The 17,965-nt window shown below is 60.3% G+C and carries 14 protein-coding genes and 2 pseudogenes; 9 read left to right on the top strand and 7 right to left on the bottom strand.

The annotated features are described in order from the left end of the window. Positions 1-16: 16 nt before the first annotated feature. Complete coding sequence (locus tag GWK36_RS16100) at positions 17-484, top strand: methyl-accepting chemotaxis protein (protein WP_425482798.1); 468 nt, start codon at positions 17-19, stop codon at positions 482-484. A gap of 250 nt (positions 485-734) precedes the next feature. Here GWK36_RS16100 and GWK36_RS10325 read toward each other — a convergent pair whose 3' ends face one another. Then, on the bottom strand, positions 735-1,760 hold the full coding sequence (locus tag GWK36_RS10325) for an IS5 family transposase (protein ID WP_166272629.1): 1,026 nt from the start codon (positions 1,758-1,760) through the stop codon (positions 735-737). 195 nt (positions 1,761-1,955) lie between these two features. Between GWK36_RS10325 and GWK36_RS10320 the strand changes: the two are divergent. Next, positions 1,956-2,117 (top strand): annotated as a pseudogene (locus GWK36_RS10320) (transposase); the annotation flags it as partial. Positions 2,118-2,302: 185 nt separating this feature from the next. Here the strand turns inward: GWK36_RS10320 and GWK36_RS10315 are convergent. The 3 genes from GWK36_RS10315 to GWK36_RS15035 form a co-directional block, all read right to left on the bottom strand. Beyond that, positions 2,303-3,400 carry a DNA adenine methylase gene (locus GWK36_RS10315; RefSeq protein ID WP_166271061.1) on the bottom strand — a complete coding sequence of 366 codons (1,098 nt, stop codon included), beginning with the start codon at positions 3,398-3,400 and terminating at the stop codon, positions 2,303-2,305. A gap of 100 nt (positions 3,401-3,500) precedes the next feature. Further along, positions 3,501-3,824 (bottom strand): hypothetical protein, encoded by a 324-nt coding sequence (locus GWK36_RS15040; RefSeq protein ID WP_210756755.1) that lies wholly within the window; start codon positions 3,822-3,824, stop codon positions 3,501-3,503. A gap of 210 nt (positions 3,825-4,034) precedes the next feature. Further along, positions 4,035-4,283 (bottom strand): hypothetical protein, encoded by a 249-nt coding sequence (locus tag GWK36_RS15035; protein ID WP_210756754.1) that lies wholly within the window; start codon positions 4,281-4,283, stop codon positions 4,035-4,037. A 101-nt stretch (positions 4,284-4,384) separates the two neighbouring features. On the opposite strand from GWK36_RS15035, the pseudogene GWK36_RS10305 reads away from it, so the two are divergent. From GWK36_RS10305 to GWK36_RS10275, 7 genes and pseudogenes are all read left to right on the top strand, one after another. Continuing rightward, positions 4,385-5,331 (top strand): annotated as a pseudogene (locus tag GWK36_RS10305) (IS630 family transposase). A gap of 424 nt (positions 5,332-5,755) precedes the next feature. Continuing rightward, positions 5,756-6,850, top strand: a complete 1,095-nt coding sequence (locus GWK36_RS10300; RefSeq protein ID WP_246237527.1) for an efflux RND transporter periplasmic adaptor subunit — start codon at positions 5,756-5,758, stop codon at positions 6,848-6,850. Between the two features lie 55 nt (positions 6,851-6,905). Next, a complete protein-coding gene (locus tag GWK36_RS10295) occupies positions 6,906-10,715 on the top strand; it encodes an efflux RND transporter permease subunit (protein ID WP_166271060.1) in 3,810 nt (1,269 codons plus the stop codon). A 122-nt stretch (positions 10,716-10,837) separates the two neighbouring features. Then, entirely contained in the window at positions 10,838-11,281 is a 444-nt protein-coding gene (locus GWK36_RS10290) for a hypothetical protein (protein ID WP_166271059.1), read from the top strand. Between the two features lie 67 nt (positions 11,282-11,348). After that, complete coding sequence (locus GWK36_RS10285) at positions 11,349-12,116, top strand: hypothetical protein (RefSeq protein WP_166271058.1); 768 nt, start codon at positions 11,349-11,351, stop codon at positions 12,114-12,116. Between the two features lie 69 nt (positions 12,117-12,185). Beyond that, positions 12,186-12,818 carry a ParA family protein gene (locus tag GWK36_RS10280; protein ID WP_166271057.1) on the top strand — a complete coding sequence of 211 codons (633 nt, stop codon included), beginning with the start codon at positions 12,186-12,188 and terminating at the stop codon, positions 12,816-12,818. A gap of 87 nt (positions 12,819-12,905) precedes the next feature. Then, positions 12,906-13,361 carry a hypothetical protein gene (locus tag GWK36_RS10275; protein WP_246237841.1) on the top strand — a complete coding sequence of 152 codons (456 nt, stop codon included), beginning with the start codon at positions 12,906-12,908 and terminating at the stop codon, positions 13,359-13,361. A 34-nt stretch (positions 13,362-13,395) separates the two neighbouring features. Here the strand turns inward: GWK36_RS10275 and GWK36_RS10270 are convergent, their stop codons facing one another. The 3 genes from GWK36_RS10270 to GWK36_RS10260 are packed head-to-tail and all read right to left on the bottom strand — an operon-like array spanning position 13,396 to position 17,956. Next, entirely contained in the window at positions 13,396-14,016 is a 621-nt protein-coding gene (locus GWK36_RS10270) for a transposase (RefSeq protein ID WP_166271055.1), read from the bottom strand. A gap of 10 nt (positions 14,017-14,026) precedes the next feature. After that, positions 14,027-15,865, bottom strand: a complete 1,839-nt coding sequence (locus GWK36_RS10265) for an OmpA family protein (RefSeq protein WP_166271054.1) — start codon at positions 15,863-15,865, stop codon at positions 14,027-14,029. A 51-nt stretch (positions 15,866-15,916) separates the two neighbouring features. Next, on the bottom strand, positions 15,917-17,956 hold the full coding sequence (locus tag GWK36_RS10260) for an EAL domain-containing response regulator (protein WP_166271053.1): 2,040 nt from the start codon (positions 17,954-17,956) through the stop codon (positions 15,917-15,919). Positions 17,957-17,965: the final 9 nt, after the last annotated feature.

Here is a 17,965-nt window from a genome sequence, read left to right as displayed (position 1 = left end):
AATCTTTTGGCGCTGAATGCGGCCATCGAGGCGGCGCGCGCCGGGGAACAGGGGCGGGGAACAGGGGCGGGGCTTTGCCGTGGTGGCCGACGAAGTGCGCAAGCTGGCGGAGCGCACCAGCAGTTCGACCTTGCAAATATCCAACATGATACAGACCATACAGACCGAGACCAGCGAGGCTGTGAGCGGCATGCAGCAGGGCTCTGCGCGGGTGCAGCAGGGCGTGCAACTGGCGCAGCAGGCCGGTCAGTCCATGGCGGCCATCCGCGAAGACACAGAGCAGGTCATCGCGGCGGTGAGCGAGATCACGGTGGCGTTGAACGAACAGAGTACGGCCAGTGCCCAGGTTGCCCAGGGCGTGGAGCGCATCGCCCAGATGTCGGACCAGAACAACCACGAGGTGGCCGACATCGCCAATACTTCCGAGCGTTTGGCGAAACTGGCCGAGGCCTTGCAGAGCGCGGTCAACCAGTTCAAGGTCTGAGTCGCTTATTCCGCAATGGTATCTGCCGCCAAGGCGAGCCCGCATATTTCACCAGCCTGCTAGCAGGATGTTGAACAAATGCTCTGTGCGTCCCTGACCACCCCCTTTTCTGGGAGTTTTTTTCCGGCTGTTGGCAGGTGTTTCCTGCTCAGAGCACCGTGTTACCGGTGATCAGGGGCGAATCGCGTCGGAATTTTGCTCCAATCGGTCATTTTTCCTGTGCGCAAGACACACTTTCCCCTCCTTTCACTCACGTTGCTTTCAGCGGCCAGCCGCTCAGTTTTGCAAGTCGTATGAGGTTATAGGCCGCAAAGGTAATGAGCGCCTGGACTTTGACTTTGGCCAATCCCACAAAGCGCGCTTTGCGCAACCCGCCCACGGTTTTGACCCAACCAAAGATCTCTTCGATGCGTTTGCGCATTTGGAGACTTGTTCGGTACGCTTCGCTTTGGGTCAGTGCTTCGGGGATGTTGCTGCACACTTTCTTGCGCGCGATGTGCGGGGTGATGTGTTTGCGTCGAAGCGCAGCAACGAACCTCGCCGCGTCGTATTTGCGGTCGGCCGCAAGCTTGGCGTGTGCCGGCACCGAGCGTTCCACCATCACTTCAGCCGCTTCATATTCGGCGGTACCAGTTGCGAGCGTCACTTCGACATCGACCACGAGTCCGTTTCGGTTTTCCATGAGCACGTGCCCAGCGTAACAGAGGTGCGCTTTGTCCCCGGCGCTTTTGCGAAAAAGCCGCGCATCTGGATCCGTCGTCGAACGGTGCGTGGCGTTGCTGCGCTTTTCACCTGTGAAATCGACCGTCGGGTTTTTGCCTTGACCCTGGTTGGGCCCTTTGTCTTCGTCGATCGGAGCAAGGCTTTTGTGCGAGGCCCAGGCTTCGATCAGGGTGCCGTCGACCGAGAAGTGCTCGTGACTGAGCACCGCGCGCAGTTCGGCATAGTCACGAACCTGGCGAAAGAACGCTTGCACGATCTCTTGGTTGAAAAGCCGTTCCCGGTTGGCCGAGAAGGTGGAGTGGTCCCACACCGGTTCGTCCAACCCCAAACCCGCGAACCAGCGGTAGAGCAGGCTGAATTCGATCGCTTCGACCAGGCGCCGCTCCGAGGGAATCGAGTAGATCGCTTGCAGCAAAAGCGCGCGCAGCAGCCGATGCGGTGGGATCGAAGGGCGACCCCGTTTGGCGTAACACGCATCGATCTTGTCGTCCATTTGCCGCAGCAGCGCATCGACCACCACCCGAAGTTTGCGGATCGGGTGATCGGCAGGGATACGCTCCTCGAGCGAAACCTAACTAACACGGTGCCGAAAAGCGCGTCTACGCAGACCGCGGCTACCAGGGCTGCGGCGACATCATCAAGGCGGCAGCACCCCAGGCGCGCGACTTCACCAACCGGTGCGTGCGCAAGCCCGACGGCGAGGACGAGGCCGAGCGGCTGCGCAACCGCACCAAGAAGCTGCACTTGGGCACGGGTCGAGCATCCGTTTCACGTGCTCAAGCGCCTGTGGGGGTTGGCCAAGGTGCGCTACCGCGGTATGGTCAAGAACGCTAACCGCGCCTTGACGGCGCTGGCGATGGTCAACCTGTATCCGGCCGCGCGGCGCGTGCCGGCGTTGGTGCGCCCATAATGCGCCCAATGCGGGCCAAACGGCCCACAAAACGGCCTGGCAAGGTCGCCAGGGGGTCGCCAGGGCGACAAAAATCACCCCGCCCAGGCCCATAAAAACCCGTATCGCCGTTGTGCGGATGCTTGATCAGCGTTTCCCTAAGTACATCCCTAATGTAGTCATCCCGACCATCGCGCGGAAACGTCCTACTCGAAAAGCGCCTTGTTGCAGTTGCGCTTGCGTATAATCACTGAGGCTGCATCCTCGTATCCGAGCCTCTGCATGGAGGCAGTCAGAATGGCCGGAGTATCGACTATGTTCCCGAAGAAACTGGAATTCCCGACGATGTAATGAAGCTCCGCGCCCGGCTCCAGTACGTTCGGCAGTGATGACAAGTGCAGGTGCATGTCGTAGAAATACTTGAGCACGTAGGTCGCCATGAGCTGGGCATTCTTGCCATTGCTCTTTGCGATGCGTCCAACTGTATCAGTGAGAATTTCAGGAAGCGACTTGCCGTTCGGCTTCCACCCATTGAGACGGCTTGTGGCGACCCCCCACGTGCCACCTATCGCCTTCCAATCCATCTCACCCGCTTCTCGAGCCTCTTCAAGAAACTTCATCCAGTACATGTACGGGCGCAGCTCTCTGATGTAGCTAATCCGGTTCGGATAAGGAGGCGAGGTCACAACAAGGCCGAAGCGCCGCCCCATTTCCGGAATGGCGCGGGCATCCACCTCGACAACCTGCCCCCAACCCTGTAGCTGAGCACCGCTAGATGCAAGTACGGCGTCGAGAATGGCCAAATACAAGTCTGCCACGTGCTCGACTTCGTGGTGTGTCGTCTCCGACGAGAACGACATGGATACGTGATTGAACGCGGCTGCGGATGTCTCAATCACCAGCCGACAGAAGGCGACCCACGCCAGACCGTCTGTTCGATCCTCTGCGGGCTCTCCGAATACTTCGACAGGCCCTGTTCGAAGCGCCGCTAGAACCTTGAGCGTACCGGCTGACCACCACCGCTCGATGTTGAACAATGGCGGTGTCCAATTGTCCTTCTTCATCAAGGCTGGAATCCGCCCGATAGCCTGTTGGGCACCGTCTTGCACGAAGGCTAAGTGCTCAACCGAGTACGACCGGCACTTCACGTTGCCAAGCCAAATCAAGAACGGGTTAATGTCGAACGAAAGCGCGGAATTGCCGTGCTCCGCCGCAGTAAGTGTCGTGGTCGCAGTCCCGGAGAACGGATCAAGCACAGCCACATCCGCGGGGAATCTGGCGATAACTTCCTTGACCAGCTTCACAGAGTAGGCCGGCGTAAGCCGGAGCCAACCGTGACGTCCAAGCGACTTGTTATGCTTAAACGTGAGGTCTGAGCGCTGCTTAACGGATTGGGGGGCGACGTCAAGCCTTCAACAAGGCTTCCAGCGTTTCGTGAACTTCTTTCTGGATTGTGGGCGAGTTGCGCTTGAAGAAGTCGGCGAGGTCGAAGCCCAAGACATCCTTGCAGAAGCCGAATAGGGACACGGTCGATCCACCGTCTATGCGACCAACCAAAATCCCGCCCCGGCTGTTTCGGTAGCGAAGGACCAAGTCGTCGTCAATCTGCCCGGAGAAAATCGCAAACACCGGCATATAGCCTTGTGCCCAAGCGACGGCGATATTGTCGATGTCTCCGTTCTGCCGTTTGCTGTCCTTGCTCTTGTAACCTTGCCGAACTTCGAACACCGCGCGTAGGCGGGAACCTCCGCGCCGAGGATTCCACAGTATTCGGTTACCCAATCATTCACTCGCGCCTTCACCGCAGCGTTCGTGATGTCCTCGAACTGGAGCCGTCCATCCAGTGAGAGCGTCTTGTCCTTTACAGCGCTTGTCTTGGTCTTGTAGGACCATGCAGCGCTGTTTCTGTCCGAGTAGCCCGTGGAGTCGATGATGATTTCACAAAAGAGGTTTTCGCACCCCTTGCCGATACACGGAAGTCATCCCGCCTGCGGCTTTGTGGGCTGCATACATCAGTGCGGAGTTCAGTCCGCACCACACATAGAACGGATCAGCACCGTACAGATCAAGGAACTGACAAAGGGAGACGCCTTCTTTTTTATTTCCTTGACCAAACTTCGGCTTGTACCGCTTGCAGACCTTCAGCGGGTCTAAAAACTTCTTCAACAACTCTTTCTCAGTCGCCACAGACGCTCTTTTTCGGTTCATGGACCAAGCTGGCCCGGACGCAATTATTGATAAAAAACACATGCTTTTGAAATTGAGTGAGCTGTCCTGATGTCGTGGGCATGGAAAGACGAGACATGAGATTGCTGTCGTTTGCGGCGCGCGAAGAGCGGCGGCGTGGCTGGAGGTATGAAGCGATAGGCGCGCAGAGGGGATTGTTGGGCGCAGGGGTGTTCGACATCAGGGCAAGGGGGGTGGGCGCAAGGTGGGTGAGAAGCGGGCGCTGTTGGCGGAGCAGGACGCCCAGATACGCAAGCTCATGTGCGACGGGACACCGGATCAGCTGAAGCTGCCGTTTGCGCTGTGGCAGTTGATCCTCGACCGTTTTGGCATCGAGCTCAGGCCGCAGGGGGAAGGCAAGTACATGGTGCGCTGGGGATTGACGCCCCAGAAACCGATTCGGCGCGCCTATGAGCAAAGCCCGCCGGCGGGCAAGACGTGGCTTGAGGAGACCTACCCGGACATTGCCCGGCGCGCCAAGGCCGAGGGCGCCGAAATCCACTGGGGCGATGAAACGGGGCTGCGCTCGGACGAGGTGCGCGGGCGCTCTTATGCGCCGGCGATCAAGACGCCCGAGATTCGCGTCACGCACCGTCGCGAAGGCCTGTCGGTGATCTCGACGCTGACCAACCGCGGCAAGGTGCCTTGGAAGGCGTTCGCGGGGGCGATGAACGCCGACATCCTGATCGACTTCATGAAGCGGCTCGTCAAGGACGCCAGGGGCAAGAAGATCTTCCTCATCCTCGACAACCTGCGCGTGCATCACACCAAGCCAGTCAAGGCCTGGCTGGCTGCATGCGCCAATCAAATCGAGGCGTCCTCCCTCCCCTCCTACAGCCCAGCACTGAACCCCAACGAGATGCTCAAGGCCACCATCACCGCGCAGGCGCCCTCCCGCGCCAAGGACGATCTGAAGAAGGCGACCGTCAGCCACCTGCGCCGCCTTCTCAATTCCCCCCAACGCGTCATGCGCTACTTCCAGCATCCCAAGCTCCATGATGCCGCGTAATACAAGTTCATTGGTTTCGGATCAATAATGCCGCGCTCAACCTCAAACGGCTGGCAACCGCAACTGCCCTACCCGGGGCGAGTCCGTCCGGTAACGGCGGCGCTACAGCAGAGAGGGTCTCTGCCGTAGTCGGGAAAGTCACGCCTGTCAGAGACGAATGCACTCCGCATTTCGGGGCAGGAAGAGAACAGTGCGCCTGTTTGCGCACCTTCTTGAGAGCAGGTTGGCTAAGTCCATACGTCCTAGCCGGTGATTGATCGAGATCCTGTGTGAAGGCATACTGCGCAGCTACTATTTCCGCCCGCCTCATCGCCTTTTGGGCGACACTATCAAACCATGCAAAAACGATCGGAGTGCTACCACCGTGGGGAGCCGAAGTTTTGATCGCTTAGGCGCTTGTCTGTTCGCGTGTCTCGCGATTGTCTTGCCCGTCTGGACAGTAGCGCAGCCAGGCGAGGTCTATGTGGTTCAGCAGGCCCAGGGTGCGACCACGATCTCGGTTGGAGGGACCGTGATCCCTTATAAGGAGGTCACGCTCGCCGCCCAGCTTCCGGGACGGGTGAACTTCATCGCCGGACGCGAAGGGGATCGCTTCGAGCAAGACAAGGTATTGGTCGCAATCGACGATGAGGAATTGCTGGCCAAACGGCGCGCGGTGCTCGCCCAGATGGCGGCAGCCGATGCCCAGCTGCGCAATGCCAGCGTCCAGTTTAATCGCGAGCTCTTTTCGCCCCAGTCCCGCGCCGCACCAGGTGGGATGGGTCTGCCTAATCTATTCGATCAGATGTTCACCCGGCCACTTGAAGCCTTTGTCGGCGATCGTCACCAAGGGGTCGAGCGGTCGGCAGACATCTATGCCTCGGGCGTTCAGATCCAAGAGGCGCAAAGCGCTATCCTGCGCCTCCAGGCCGAGCTCCAGGCGATCGATACCAAGATCCGCGACGCCCGCAGCATCGCCCCCTTTGCTGGGGTGATCGTCAAAAAACACGCTGAGGTCGGCGATACCGTCCAGCCGGGCCAGCCGCTATTGAACTTCGCTGACGTCGAATATCTCCAGGTCGAGGTCGATGTGCCGGCCCGTCTACGCCCAGGCTTGCGCGAGGGTCAGATGCTCCAGGCCGAGATCGAGCCGAGCGACCGGCGGGTGCCGGTGCGGGTGGCCCAGATCTTCCCCATGGCCGATCCCCAGCGCCATACGGTCAAGGTCAAGTTCGATCTGCCCCAGGGGGTCTCGGAACCAGGCATGTATGCCAAGGTCCTGATCCCGGATCAGACGGCCCCCGCGCGCACCAGCCCGGTGATCCCCAAGAGCGCGATCCGCTATAACGGCAGCCTGCCCGGGGTCTATGTGCTCAATGAACAAAACGAGCCGCAACTGCGGCTGATCCGCGTGGGCGAAGAGCTTGGCGGTGGCTTCGTCACGGTCCTAAGCGGTCTGCGCCCCGGCGAACGCATCTTGGCCAATCCGGGTCCCAGGGTCAGCGCCGGCTGGTCCAAGGAATCGACGCCGGACCATTGAGTCTGAGATCTGATCGATTCAGTCCCTTTTCTGGGCCATCACCAGGATTGCACCGATGAATCAAGATCTTGATCCACCGCTGGAGACGCAGGCGGTGTATACCAAGGGCAAGCCTGCCCTGGGCATCGCCGGGCGCACGGCGCACCTGTTCATCCGTTCGCCCCTGTCACCGCTCTTTTATCTGGCCATGCTCATGATGGGTTTTCTGGGCCTGATCATGACCCCCCGCCAGGAGGACCCGCAGATCTCGGTCCCGATGATCGATATCTTCGTGCAATATCCCGGCGCCTCGGCTCAGCAGGTGGCCAATCTGGCTATTCAGCCGCTTGAACGGATCATGAGCGAGATCCCAGGGGTCAAGCACGTCTATTCGGCCTCCCAGCGCGCCCAAGGGATCGTGACCGTCGAGTTCGAGGTCGGCGAGCCCATGGGACCCTCGCTCGTCAAGGTCAACGATAAGCTCGCCTCCAACATGGACAAGATCCCGCCAGGGGTTATGCCGCCCCTGGTGCGCAGCAAAGGGATCGATGACGTCCCGATCGTGACCCTGACCCTGTGGTCCAAGGACCTGGATGGGGATGGGGTTGCGGACGTCGATGATGCCCAGTTGCGTCTGTTGGCCCAGGATGTGTTGCAGGCGCTCAAGCAGGTCAAGGATACGGGTAACGCTTTTATTGTCGGCGGGCGACGCGAGCAGGTCACCATCGATGTCTGGCCCGAGCGTCTGTCTGGGTATCGCATCAGCCTGGATCAGGTCGCCCAGACCATCAAGAGCGCCAATGCCGAGGCGGTCGCCGGTGGGGTCGAGGCAGGCGGTGCGCGCTTTGCGGTGACCACTGGTTCGTTCCTCACCAGTGTGGAAGAGATCCGGCGCCTGGTGGTGGGGAGCTATAACGGGATGCCCGTGTATCTCCACGACGTCGCCGACGTCAAGCTCGGGCCCGAGGAAGATACCTCGCAGATGGTCAGCTATTACACCGGGCCGGCCTCGAAGCTCAGCGAGCGGGTCGATGGTCGCCCCGCGGTGACCATCGCGATTGCGAAAAAGGAGCTGACCAATGGCGTGACCGTCGCCCATGCCATCATCGCCAAGGTCGAAGAGCTTAAGAACACCCGCATCCCAAGCAACGTCGAGGTCAGCATCACCCGTAACTATGGCGAGACTGCCAACGACAAGGTCAATGAGCTGATCTTTAAGCTCATCGTCGCGACCTTCTTCGTCTTCGTGCTGGTGCTGTTGGCCTTCCGCGCCCTGCGCCCGGCACTGGTGGTCATGCTGGTTGTCCCCGTGGTGTTGTTCATGACCGTCTTCACTGCCTGGCTGTGGGGCATGACCATCGACCGCGTGAGCCTGTTTGCCTTGATCTTCTCGATCGGCATCCTCGTCGATGACGCCATCGTGGTCATCGAGAACATCTACCGGCGCTGGCTCGAAGAGGGTCGAACCGACGAGGAGACCGCGGTGGATGCCGTACGCGAGGTCGGCAACCCCACCATCATCGCCACCTTCACGGTCATCGCGGCTTTGCTGCCGATGGGTTTTGTCAGCGGTATGATGGGGCCCTATATGGCGCCGATCCCCAAATTGGGGTCGGTGGCGATGTTCATCTCGCTCTTTGCCGCCTTCGTCTTTACCCCGTATTTGGCGATCTCCAAATGGCTGCGGCCTACGATGGACTATCTCGAGGTCGCCGAGAGGCGCGAGCGTCTGACTTCCGAACGGTTGGAACACTTCTTTCGCTTTATCCTGACCCCGCTCATCGAGGACCCGGCCAAACGCCGGCTGTTTCGCCTGGTGCTCTGGGGGACCTTTTTGTTCACCTGCTCGTTCTTTTATTTCAAGTGGGTGGCGGTCAAGATGCTGCCACTCGACAACAAGCCCGAGTTTTCGGTGGTGATCAATCTGCCCGAGGGTACGGCCCTGCCGGTCACCGCCAATCTGGCGCATCGCATGGCCTTGGAGCTCAAAAACATCCCCGAGGTGACGGCGATCCAACTCTATGCCGGGACCGCACGTCCCTTCGATTTCAACGGGATGGTGCGCCATTATTATCTGCGCTCGGACCCCTGGCAGGCAGAGCTTCAGGTCCAGCTCCTGCATAAACGCGATCGGCATCGCACTAGCCACGAGATTGCGGTCGAAGCGCGCGAACGCCTGCAGCCGATCATCCAGGGTACTGGCGCGCGGATCGCGGTGGTCGAGATGCCGCCCGGCCCGCCGGTGTTGCAGTCTGTTGTCGCCGAGATCTATGGCCCTTCAGCCGAGCTGCGGCGCCAATTCGCCCGAGATGTGACCGCGGTTTTTGAGCAGGCCGAAAGCGCGCGCGATGTGGATAATTATCTGCGCGATCCCTTCGATTATTGGCGTTTCAACGTCGATACCGAAAAGGCGGTACGCCGCGGGATCTCGGTCGAGGTGATCAATCGGAACCTGGCGATGGCCTTAGGGGGCACCACCCTGGGCGACATCAAGCAACAGGCCGGCCGGCAGAGCGGACATGAACCGATCCCCATCGTGCTTCAGGTACCCTTGGGCGAGCGCTCCCAGATCCAGCGTCTGAGCGACCTGCCGATCCTATCGACCCAGGGGATGACAGTGCCACTGGGCGAGCTCGGTCAGTTCCAGCGCGCGCCCGAGGACGACATCATCTATCACAAGGACCTGCGCCCGATCGAATATGTGGTCGCCGATGTCGGCGGACGGTTGGCCGCGCCCGTTTATGCTATGTTCCAGATCCAAAGGCTCATGCAGGACACCGTGGCGCCAGATGGCACTCGGCCCGCAGAGAGCGGGGGATTCGGGGACGCCTTCTATTGGCTGGGGCCGCCACCGGATGACAGCCGGCTTGCCTGGGAATGGTCGGGCGAATGGACGGTCACCTATGAGACCTTCCGCGACATGGGCGCAGCCTTCGCAGTCGCACTGCTTTTGATCTATATTTTAGTGGTCTGGGAGTTCGGCAACTTCCGCATCCCCTTGGTGATCATGGCGCCGATCCCCTTGACCCTCCTCGGCATCATCCCTGCGCATGCCCTGATGTTCATCCTGGGGATGGGCGGCGAGTTTACCGCGACCTCGATGATCGGCTGGATCGCGCTCGCGGGAATCATCGTGCGCAACTCGATCCTGCTCGTCGATTTCGCCTTGAGCGAGCTCCAGAAGGGGGTGCCGATCGCCGAAGCGGTGATCCGCGCCTGTAAGATCCGTACCCGCCCGATCCTGATCACTGCCTTGGCCCTGGTCGCGGGCTCGAGCGTCATCATCACCGACCCCATCTTCCAGGGAATGGCGATCTCGCTGCTGTCTGGGGTCCTGATCTCGACCTTGCTCACCCTGGTCGTTATCCCCTTGGGTTGTGTTGCTGCTGAGGAGGATATGTGTAAGGTTGCGGCTGCTGGCCTGCCGCCTGGCTCTGAATTCAAATGTGCGCTTCAAGGGGCGCGTTCAAAGATCCAGAGTGCATCCAAGGTCCGAGCTCAGCCGCTCTGGGTCCGGATCTGGGGCGGACTGATCGAGGCTGCGATCCTGATCTTCTATGCCCTACGCGGGATCCTGTTATTGCTTGGCGAGGCCTTCAAGTCATGGCATCAACCACACACCAAAAATCGCCCAATGCGTGCCCGAACCGAGACAAGTCCCGCTCAGCCCGCAGTGCCGCAAGGTATCGACCCTGAGGTACATCCGGCAAGAGAGGGGACGGTCAAAAAGCCGGATCAGGAGAGAGGGCCAATACCCGCTGATCAGCTAGCTACCGCTCCTGCACCCAATGCCCTCAAGGTATCAACCACGGATGCCCCTTCGGCCAAACGCATGGGGCGACGCGGTATCCGGCTCAAGACCGATCACCCTCCCGATCCGGAATAGGCCGGTCATGGTCCCATCGCGATACGCCAATACAGGTTGGTCCTGGCCTGTGATAGGATTCGGCCATTCGTCGTCAGGTTGTCGGGTCGCCCCTTGATGGGCCCAACCCGATCGGTAAGGCCATGTATTGGCTGATATTGATCGCAGGATTGGCTGCGGGCTCGGCCCAATCCCAGTCCATCGCGACCGATCTCTTCCAGATGCTGGAGCCGGATTATCGCAAGGGCTATGAACGCCCCGATCCCCATGGCATCGATTGGCAATCGAACCCAGTTCCAATCGGACCTTTACCAGGTATCTGGAATCCTGATCCGCAGGAAGGCAATGGCGGCGAGCCAATCTATCGCTTTCGCGGCGATCCGCCGAGCGGCGCTGCCCAGCCGGCAGAGGGTGAACTCCGCTTTCGACCGCTCAGTCCACGCGAGCGGGAGCGTATGGGGCCCAGCATGCGCTGGCGTCCGCTCGATGCCGAGCGCCGTGGGGTGGATGAACCACCGCCACAGACCTTATTCGACACGCTGGCCCCAGGCCGCGCTAATGTGCCCTCGGATGTTTGGCCGCGTTGAACCGATGTCTTGCGATCCGCGCTTTATTTGTGATGACCAACCACGTGATGAGAGGAGATAACAAACGATGAGAAGCCATAAGATAGGCGCACTCGGGATCTTGATAGCGGGATCGCTCATAGCCTGTGCATCCCTGGCCGAGATTGCCGGGATCGAGTTCTCAGCCGACATGATCATGCGCGGGCCAGATGGCCAGATGAGTAGCGGCAAGATGTATGTCGGCAGCAATCGGATGCGCACCGAGATGTCGCACCAGGGCCAAAATATGATCCGCATCGTCGATCAGAACCGCGGGATGGAATGGATGATCTTTCCAGAACGCCAGGGTTATATGGAGCGTCCGGCGCCGATGGCCGGCCAGATGTCGCGCTCGCCTTCCGCTGAGACCAACCCCTGCCAAGGGATCACCAACCTGAGCTGTCGTCGGGTTGGCGAGGAGGCGATTGCGGGCCGGCGGGCAATCAAGTGGGAGATGACGATGAACCATGAGGGCCAGACCTTGACCGGCTTTCAATGGCTGGATGCCGAGCGCGGGATGCCGCTCAAATATCAGATGCCTAACGGTCAGGCGATGGAATTGCGGGTGCTAGGGATCGAATCGGTTGCAGGCCGGCGGGTCGAGAAATGGGAGATGACCATGTTTGCCCCCAATGAACAACCGGTGCGAACCTATCAATGGTATGACCCAGAGCTTAAACTCGCGGTGCGTCAAGAGATGCCAGGCGGCATTGTCCAGGAACTCACCAATATCCAGATCGGCCCGCAACCGGATGCCTTGTTCCAGGTGCCAGCTGGTTATACCAAGGTAGAACCTCCGCAGGCGCCGCCGCGCTGAACGGCAGACGAATGGGATGGCCGTACCCGTAGCATCGGCAGCCAGTGTCAATGCCTGGATCCTGAGCGCATGATCACCGTCGTCGGCAGCCTCAAAGGCGGATCGGGCAAGAGTACCTTGGTCTTCAATCTCGCCGTGTGGCTCATCATGGCCGAGACCAACCTCTTGCTCGTCGATGCCGACCCCCAAGCCACGCTGACCGATGTGATCGGTGTGCGGCGCGAGGAAGGCTTTAAGCCGGCGCTTGCGGTCCTTGGCAAGGAGGCCCTGGACCCAACGCGCTTGCGCGCTGCCGATGAGTCGCTCATCGATGTCGGGACCGCGGACATGGACGGCCTGCGGCTGGCGCTGGCACTGGCCGACCGGTTGTTGATCCCCGTCCCTCCTTCGCAGGCCGATGTCTGGTCTGCTCAGCGTTTTCTGCGGATGATCGGCGAGATCGAGCGCCCCCAGCCGCTTGAGGTCATAGGATTTATCAATCGCGGCGATACCCACCATGCGGTCCAAGAGACCCAGGAGACCGCTGCGGCCTTGGTCTCATTGCCGGGGTTACGTTTCGTTAAACCGCGGCTTTCCCAGCGCACTATCTTTCGCCGTTCGTTCAGCGAGGGGCTCGCAGTCTTCGAGCTCGAGCCGCGCGGCAAGGGAGCACACGAGTTCATGGGCCTGGCGGCGGCGCTCTATCCGCATCTCGTTGGCTGAGCTATTCACCGACCGCCGGTTGGGGGGGGAGGATTGATCATGCAGGATAACGCAGCGCCGAAGACCGACCAGGTCCCCGCGGAGGCCATGACGGCAAGCGAAGGCAATGTCTATGCGATCGATCGCCTGTCGCAGGCATTCGAGAGCAGCGCCAAACGCTGGGAACTCATCGTCTATCCATCGCTCTTTGCCTTCATCATCCTTGCCGCCTACGGCTTTTATCTGGTTTTTAGCCTAGCCAAGGACGTCCATTATCTCGCGATCAGCGTCGATACCAACATGACGGTGATGGCAAGCAACATGCAGGCCATCTCGAGCAATGTCGCCCAGATGAGTCAGGACGTGCGCCGGATGACCGCCAATGTCGAATCCATCGCCCAGGATGTCCAGGCACTCCAGCCGATGTTGGTCAGCCTTCAGCAGATGGATGTCGCCATGCGCAACATGACCGTTTCAACCGCCTCGATGCGCCAGGATATGGCGGTGATGAATAACAGCATCAGCCGCCCGATGCAGTTCATGAATTGGTTCATGCCCTGGTGAACGATGCTATTAATCCGAAACCAATGAACTTATATTACGCGGCATCATGGAGCTTGGGATGCTGGAAGTAGCGCATGATGCGTTGGGGGGAATTGAGAAGGCGGCGCAGGTGGCTGACGGTCGCCTTCTTCAGATCGCCCTTGGCGCGGGAGGGCGCCTGCGCGGTGATGGTGGCCTTGAGCATCTCGTTGGGGTTCAGTGCTGGGCTGTAGGGGGGGAGGGAGGAGGCCTCGATTTCATTGGCGCATGCAGCCAGCCAGGCCTTGACCGGCTTGGTGTGATGCACGTGCAGGTTGTCGAGGATGAGGAAGATCTTCTTGCCCCTGGCGTCCTTGACGAGCCGCTTCATGAAGTCGATCAGGATGTCGGCGTTCATCGCCCCCGCGAACGCCTTCCAAGGCACCTTTCCGCGGTTGGTCAGCGTCGAGATCACCGACAGGCCTTCGCGACGGTGCGTGACGCGAATCTCGGACGTCTTGATCGCCGGCGGGCTTTGCTCATAGGCGCGCCGAATCGGTTTCTGGGGCGTCAATCCCCAGCGCGCCAAGTACTTGCCCTCCCCCTGCGGCCTGAGCTCGATGCCAAAACGGTCGAGGATCAACTGCCGCACCGCCTGCCGGCTCCACAGCGCAAACGGCAGCTTCTTCAAAAGCATTTGTTTCTTATCAATAACGCCCGTCTGTGCCTGCGATCAGATCGATCTCGATCCGGCGGTTGATCTCTGGCCCAAGGCGGCGCTCCTCCTCAGGACTGAAACGGGGTTCAGACGAGCCCTTGCCCTCGTAGGTGATGCGCGAATTGGGGATGCCGTTGAGTCGCAGGACAAAGGCGACATCCGCCGCTCGCCGTTGTGACAGCCGTTGATTGTTGGTCTGGGCACCGTGGCTGTCGGTGTGGGCGCGAACATGGAGGCGGATATCGCCTGCCTCGCGTACCACTGCCGCAATCTGGGCGAGGAATGCGCGCGCCGGCTCGTCGAGGGCCACGCTTCCCTCGCGAAATTGGATCTTGGGCGAGAGATCGGCGCGCAGATGAGAAGGGCTCCGCCATTCATAGGCGATGCCTAACGCGGTCAAACGTTCAGCAATCCCCGCAAGGTTTGGCTTAGGTTCGCCGTCGTCTGTCGCTGCGGTATCGCGATGCGCGGATAGGGGTTGATGTGTTGGTCCGCTTGGCTCCTGGGCCAGGCTGATCAGATCCTCGAATCCCGGTTGCTCTGCACCGGTTTCGGACAGGGGCATCTCGGCGGAGGAGGATAGCGGGCTGGGTTCGGGGCTTGCAGGCGTATCTAAGACGGATTCAGGGAGCGGGCGATCAGTATCCGCCAAGGAAACGGCTTGCGGGGTAGCATCTATCCAGATCCGGCCCACATAGAGATACCAGCCAATGAGCCCCGCGATAACGAGGATGCCGGCGATTAGGATGGGGATAGGCCTTGCAAAAGGCCGGCGGTAGTGGGGTGATAAACGCCCATTCTGGACCGCTGGGTGTTCTGGTGCCTCTACGCTGGGTTCGGGCGCTGCAGATTCGGGCGCTGCAGATTTGAGGTAAAAGACAGGCAGCGCATCGGGAGGATGAGGCTTGAAAGAGGCGAGGTCCAGGGAAGATGCTGATGCTAGAGGCCGTTCGCTGGTGCGAGCCAGCCGCTCCTGCTGGTCGAATCGCACCCCTGAGTCAGGGGGCGAGGGTTGCGCTCCCGGGGCACCGCTTGGATCGAGGTCCAGCGGTGGTGGGTCGCACATCGCTTGCGCGATCAGCTGTTCATCGATCGAGCGTGCGCCGCGCTGATAGGCGAGGATCAAGGCTTGTTCGCATAGTAGGTTGATCAGGCGCGGCAGCCCGCGACTATGCGTGAAGATGGACGCGACGGCCTGGGGTGTAAAGAGGTCTGGGGACCCACCAACCTGTTGGAGACGATAGCGGATATAGCGGCTGGTTTCGTCCGGATTGAGGGGGTTGAGCTGATAAAATAAGACAATCCGCGCGCGAATGACTTCATAGCCAGGCTGCCTGAGTCTCTCGCCCAGTTCAGAACGCCCAAGGAGCAGCAGACGCAGCCTGTCGTCTGGGTCGAGGCTCAAAAGCCCCTCAAGCTCCTTGTGATCGAGATCTTGGGCACCGTCGATAATCAAAAGTGGGGGGTATCCTTGGGTGGCTAGCTCGGCGAAGGTGGCGGCCAGGGTTCGCCTTTGGCTGGCGAGGTCCGCCGACGCCGGTTGCGGGAAACCATATGCGGTGCCGATCGCATGCAGGAGTATACCGGCACGAGGACCGGCATGGACATAGCCAATCCCCCGATCCTTCGTCTGCTCGATCAGATAACGGGCGAGGGCAGTCTTCCCGACCCCTGCATCGCCAGTCAACAGCAGCCAGCCGCCTGCGGTATGCAAGGGCGAGGCAACCAGTCGCATGGCCTGGCGATGGCCTGGGCTTGGATAAAAAAGCGCCGGATCAGGCAAGGGCGCGAATGGCCTGCGTTTGAGGCCGAAGAAGGATTCGTACATCGGTTCGGTCTATCGTCTGCTTGCCCGCCATCAACCGTCGTTGAGCACAACCTAGGTCTGGATCTCGATGGTGGGGGAGGGACGCTGGAGAAAGTTGCCCTGGACATAGTCAACCCCGGCAGTCCAGAGGACGGTCAGGGTACGCGCATCTTCGACCCCGGTGACCACGCTCTTGACATTGAATTCGCGGGCAAGGGTGGCAAGCTGCATCAAACGCTGCTGTTTCGGGGGATCGTCGGCTAGGCCGCGCGCGAGCTCTGGTTGAAACAGCACGAAATCGAGCGACAGGGCTTGGAGTAAGATCTCCGGGCGATCAGCCGTGCCAAAATGGCTGATGGCCACCCGGCATTTGATCTTACGTAGCGTCTCGATTAATTTGCCGATACTGGCGAGGTTGCCGATCACCGATTCCTCATGAAACTGGATCGTCAGCCAATTGCCGCGGACATCGAACTCGCGCAGCCAATCGCAGATCCAGAGCACAAAGTTTGGATTACGGAAACTCTCCTCGGCGAGGGTGACGAATAGGCTCAGGTTGTGCCCAGCGCGCCGGCGTTGCCCGACGACCTCGATCGCTGAACGCATGACCCAGCGGTCGAGCTCTTCAATCAGGCCCTGACGGACAGCGACCCGAATAAACTCTTTGGCCTCGAATAGGTTCTCGTCTTCATCGAATAGGCGCAACAGGACGGAATAGTTTTCCTGATTATCACCCATGAGACTGATGATGGGCTGATAGCTCAATTTGAGCTGATCATTGCGCAGGGCAAATTCGATCTTGCGGGCCATGGCCTCTTCTTGATCCTGACTTGCAGCAACAGAGACGGCGTCGCTGCCGGGCGGCTGACCGACGCACAGCCGATAGGCAGCGTTGAGGATATCCTCTGGCGCTGAGGCGCGATCGCGCACCACGAAATAACCCACTTTGCAATCCGGTGGCCTGTTCTCTTGGATCGGGACACGCAGCGGCAGGCGCGCCTTGGCGCTGAGCTCAGCGGCCAGGGCCTGGGCGGATGACTCATCGAGCCCCGGGACGACCAGCCCGAAACCATCCAGACCGACCCTTGCCAGGATACCGCGCTTGCCGATGAGATTGGCCAGTGACTCACTGAATTCATCCATCACCTCGAGCCCGATCGATAAACCCATGTCGCGCATCAGATCTGCGGCCTTGGGGACATGGATGAAAAAGATGGCAAAGGGATGGCTGACATAGCGCTGCTGATCGATATGGCGCTCGATCTCCTCGATCAGCGGTATGAGTCCAGGACGTCCTGCTGCGAAGCAGACCTTGGTGGCGACAGATGAGCTGGGGATCGTGAGGGGCTGGGCGATCAGGCGCAGGCAGGGCTCATCTTCGAAGGTGCTAGGGGCGAAGAGTAAGAGTGCCCGAAAGCGGCTCGCATCGGCGCGCACACAGGTTGCCTCGATAGTAGTGGGCAGGGGTGGATTGTCCGGGTCGATTGCCTTGAGCAGGTCGCGGAGGCCTGGATGATCCTCGGGGGCGATCAGATCGAGCAGGGGAAGCGCGAGGATATCCTCAGGCGAGACATACCCAAAGAGTCCGGCATAAGCAGGGTTGGCCTGCATGTGGAGACCATCTTGGATGAGGGCCACGCCAGCGCCGCAGACATCCGCCAGGCTTAGGGCCGCCTGGTCACAGCGCTCCAGGCGCTGGTTAAGTCCCTTGGCGGTGCGCCGCGCGCGCAGATCGTTGAGCTCGCGCATCGCGCTCAAACACAGGTGTTCACTATCACCGCGCCGCACCAGATCGCGTACCCCGGCGCGGCGCGCCCGGCTGACGTCTGTTTCCCAGCTATCGGGATCGGTGATGAGGATCAAAGGGATGTCGGCCCCGAGACGCTGATAGGTTGCGAGCACGGCATCGACATCGATGTCGCGGTCATAGGCGCAACAGAGGACCAGATCGCAGCTGTGATTCCCGATCGCCCGTTCTAAATGCTCGGCATTGGGAACTGTCAGCGCTTGTTTGGCAAGATGCGACTCGCGAAGCACGGCCATCAGCCGTTCCGCTTCGCTGGTCTCGGAGGTGATGATGAGCAGCGTCGGTTGATGACTGGGCACAGGCATTGGGATGTC

Origin of the sequence: Caldichromatium japonicum (assembly GCF_011290485.1) — a bacterium.
Lineage (GTDB): Bacteria > Pseudomonadota > Gammaproteobacteria > Chromatiales > Chromatiaceae > Thermochromatium > Thermochromatium japonicum.
This window is presented reverse-complemented; position numbering and strand designations above follow the sequence as displayed.

What these genes read in the sequence shown, in the direction of transcription:
- GWK36_RS16100 (WP_425482798.1), top strand. Translation starts at nt 17, where the DNA reads ATGCGGCCATCGAGGCGGCGCGCGCCGGGGAACAGGGGCGGGGAACAG.
- GWK36_RS10295 (WP_166271060.1), top strand. Translation starts at nt 6,906, where the DNA reads ATGAATCAAGATCTTGATCCACCGCTGGAGACGCAGGCGGTGTATACC.
- GWK36_RS10290 (WP_166271059.1), top strand. Translation starts at nt 10,838, where the DNA reads ATGTATTGGCTGATATTGATCGCAGGATTGGCTGCGGGCTCGGCCCAA.
- GWK36_RS10285 (WP_166271058.1), top strand. Translation starts at nt 11,349, where the DNA reads ATGAGAAGCCATAAGATAGGCGCACTCGGGATCTTGATAGCGGGATCG.
- GWK36_RS10280 (WP_166271057.1), top strand. Translation starts at nt 12,186, where the DNA reads ATGATCACCGTCGTCGGCAGCCTCAAAGGCGGATCGGGCAAGAGTACC.
- GWK36_RS10275 (WP_246237841.1), top strand. Translation starts at nt 12,906, where the DNA reads ATGACGGCAAGCGAAGGCAATGTCTATGCGATCGATCGCCTGTCGCAG.
- GWK36_RS10270 (WP_166271055.1), bottom strand. Translation starts at nt 14,016, where the DNA reads ATGCTTTTGAAGAAGCTGCCGTTTGCGCTGTGGAGCCGGCAGGCGGTG.
- GWK36_RS10265 (WP_166271054.1), bottom strand. Translation starts at nt 15,865, where the DNA reads ATGTACGAATCCTTCTTCGGCCTCAAACGCAGGCCATTCGCGCCCTTG.
- GWK36_RS10260 (WP_166271053.1), bottom strand. Translation starts at nt 17,956, where the DNA reads ATGCCTGTGCCCAGTCATCAACCGACGCTGCTCATCATCACCTCCGAG.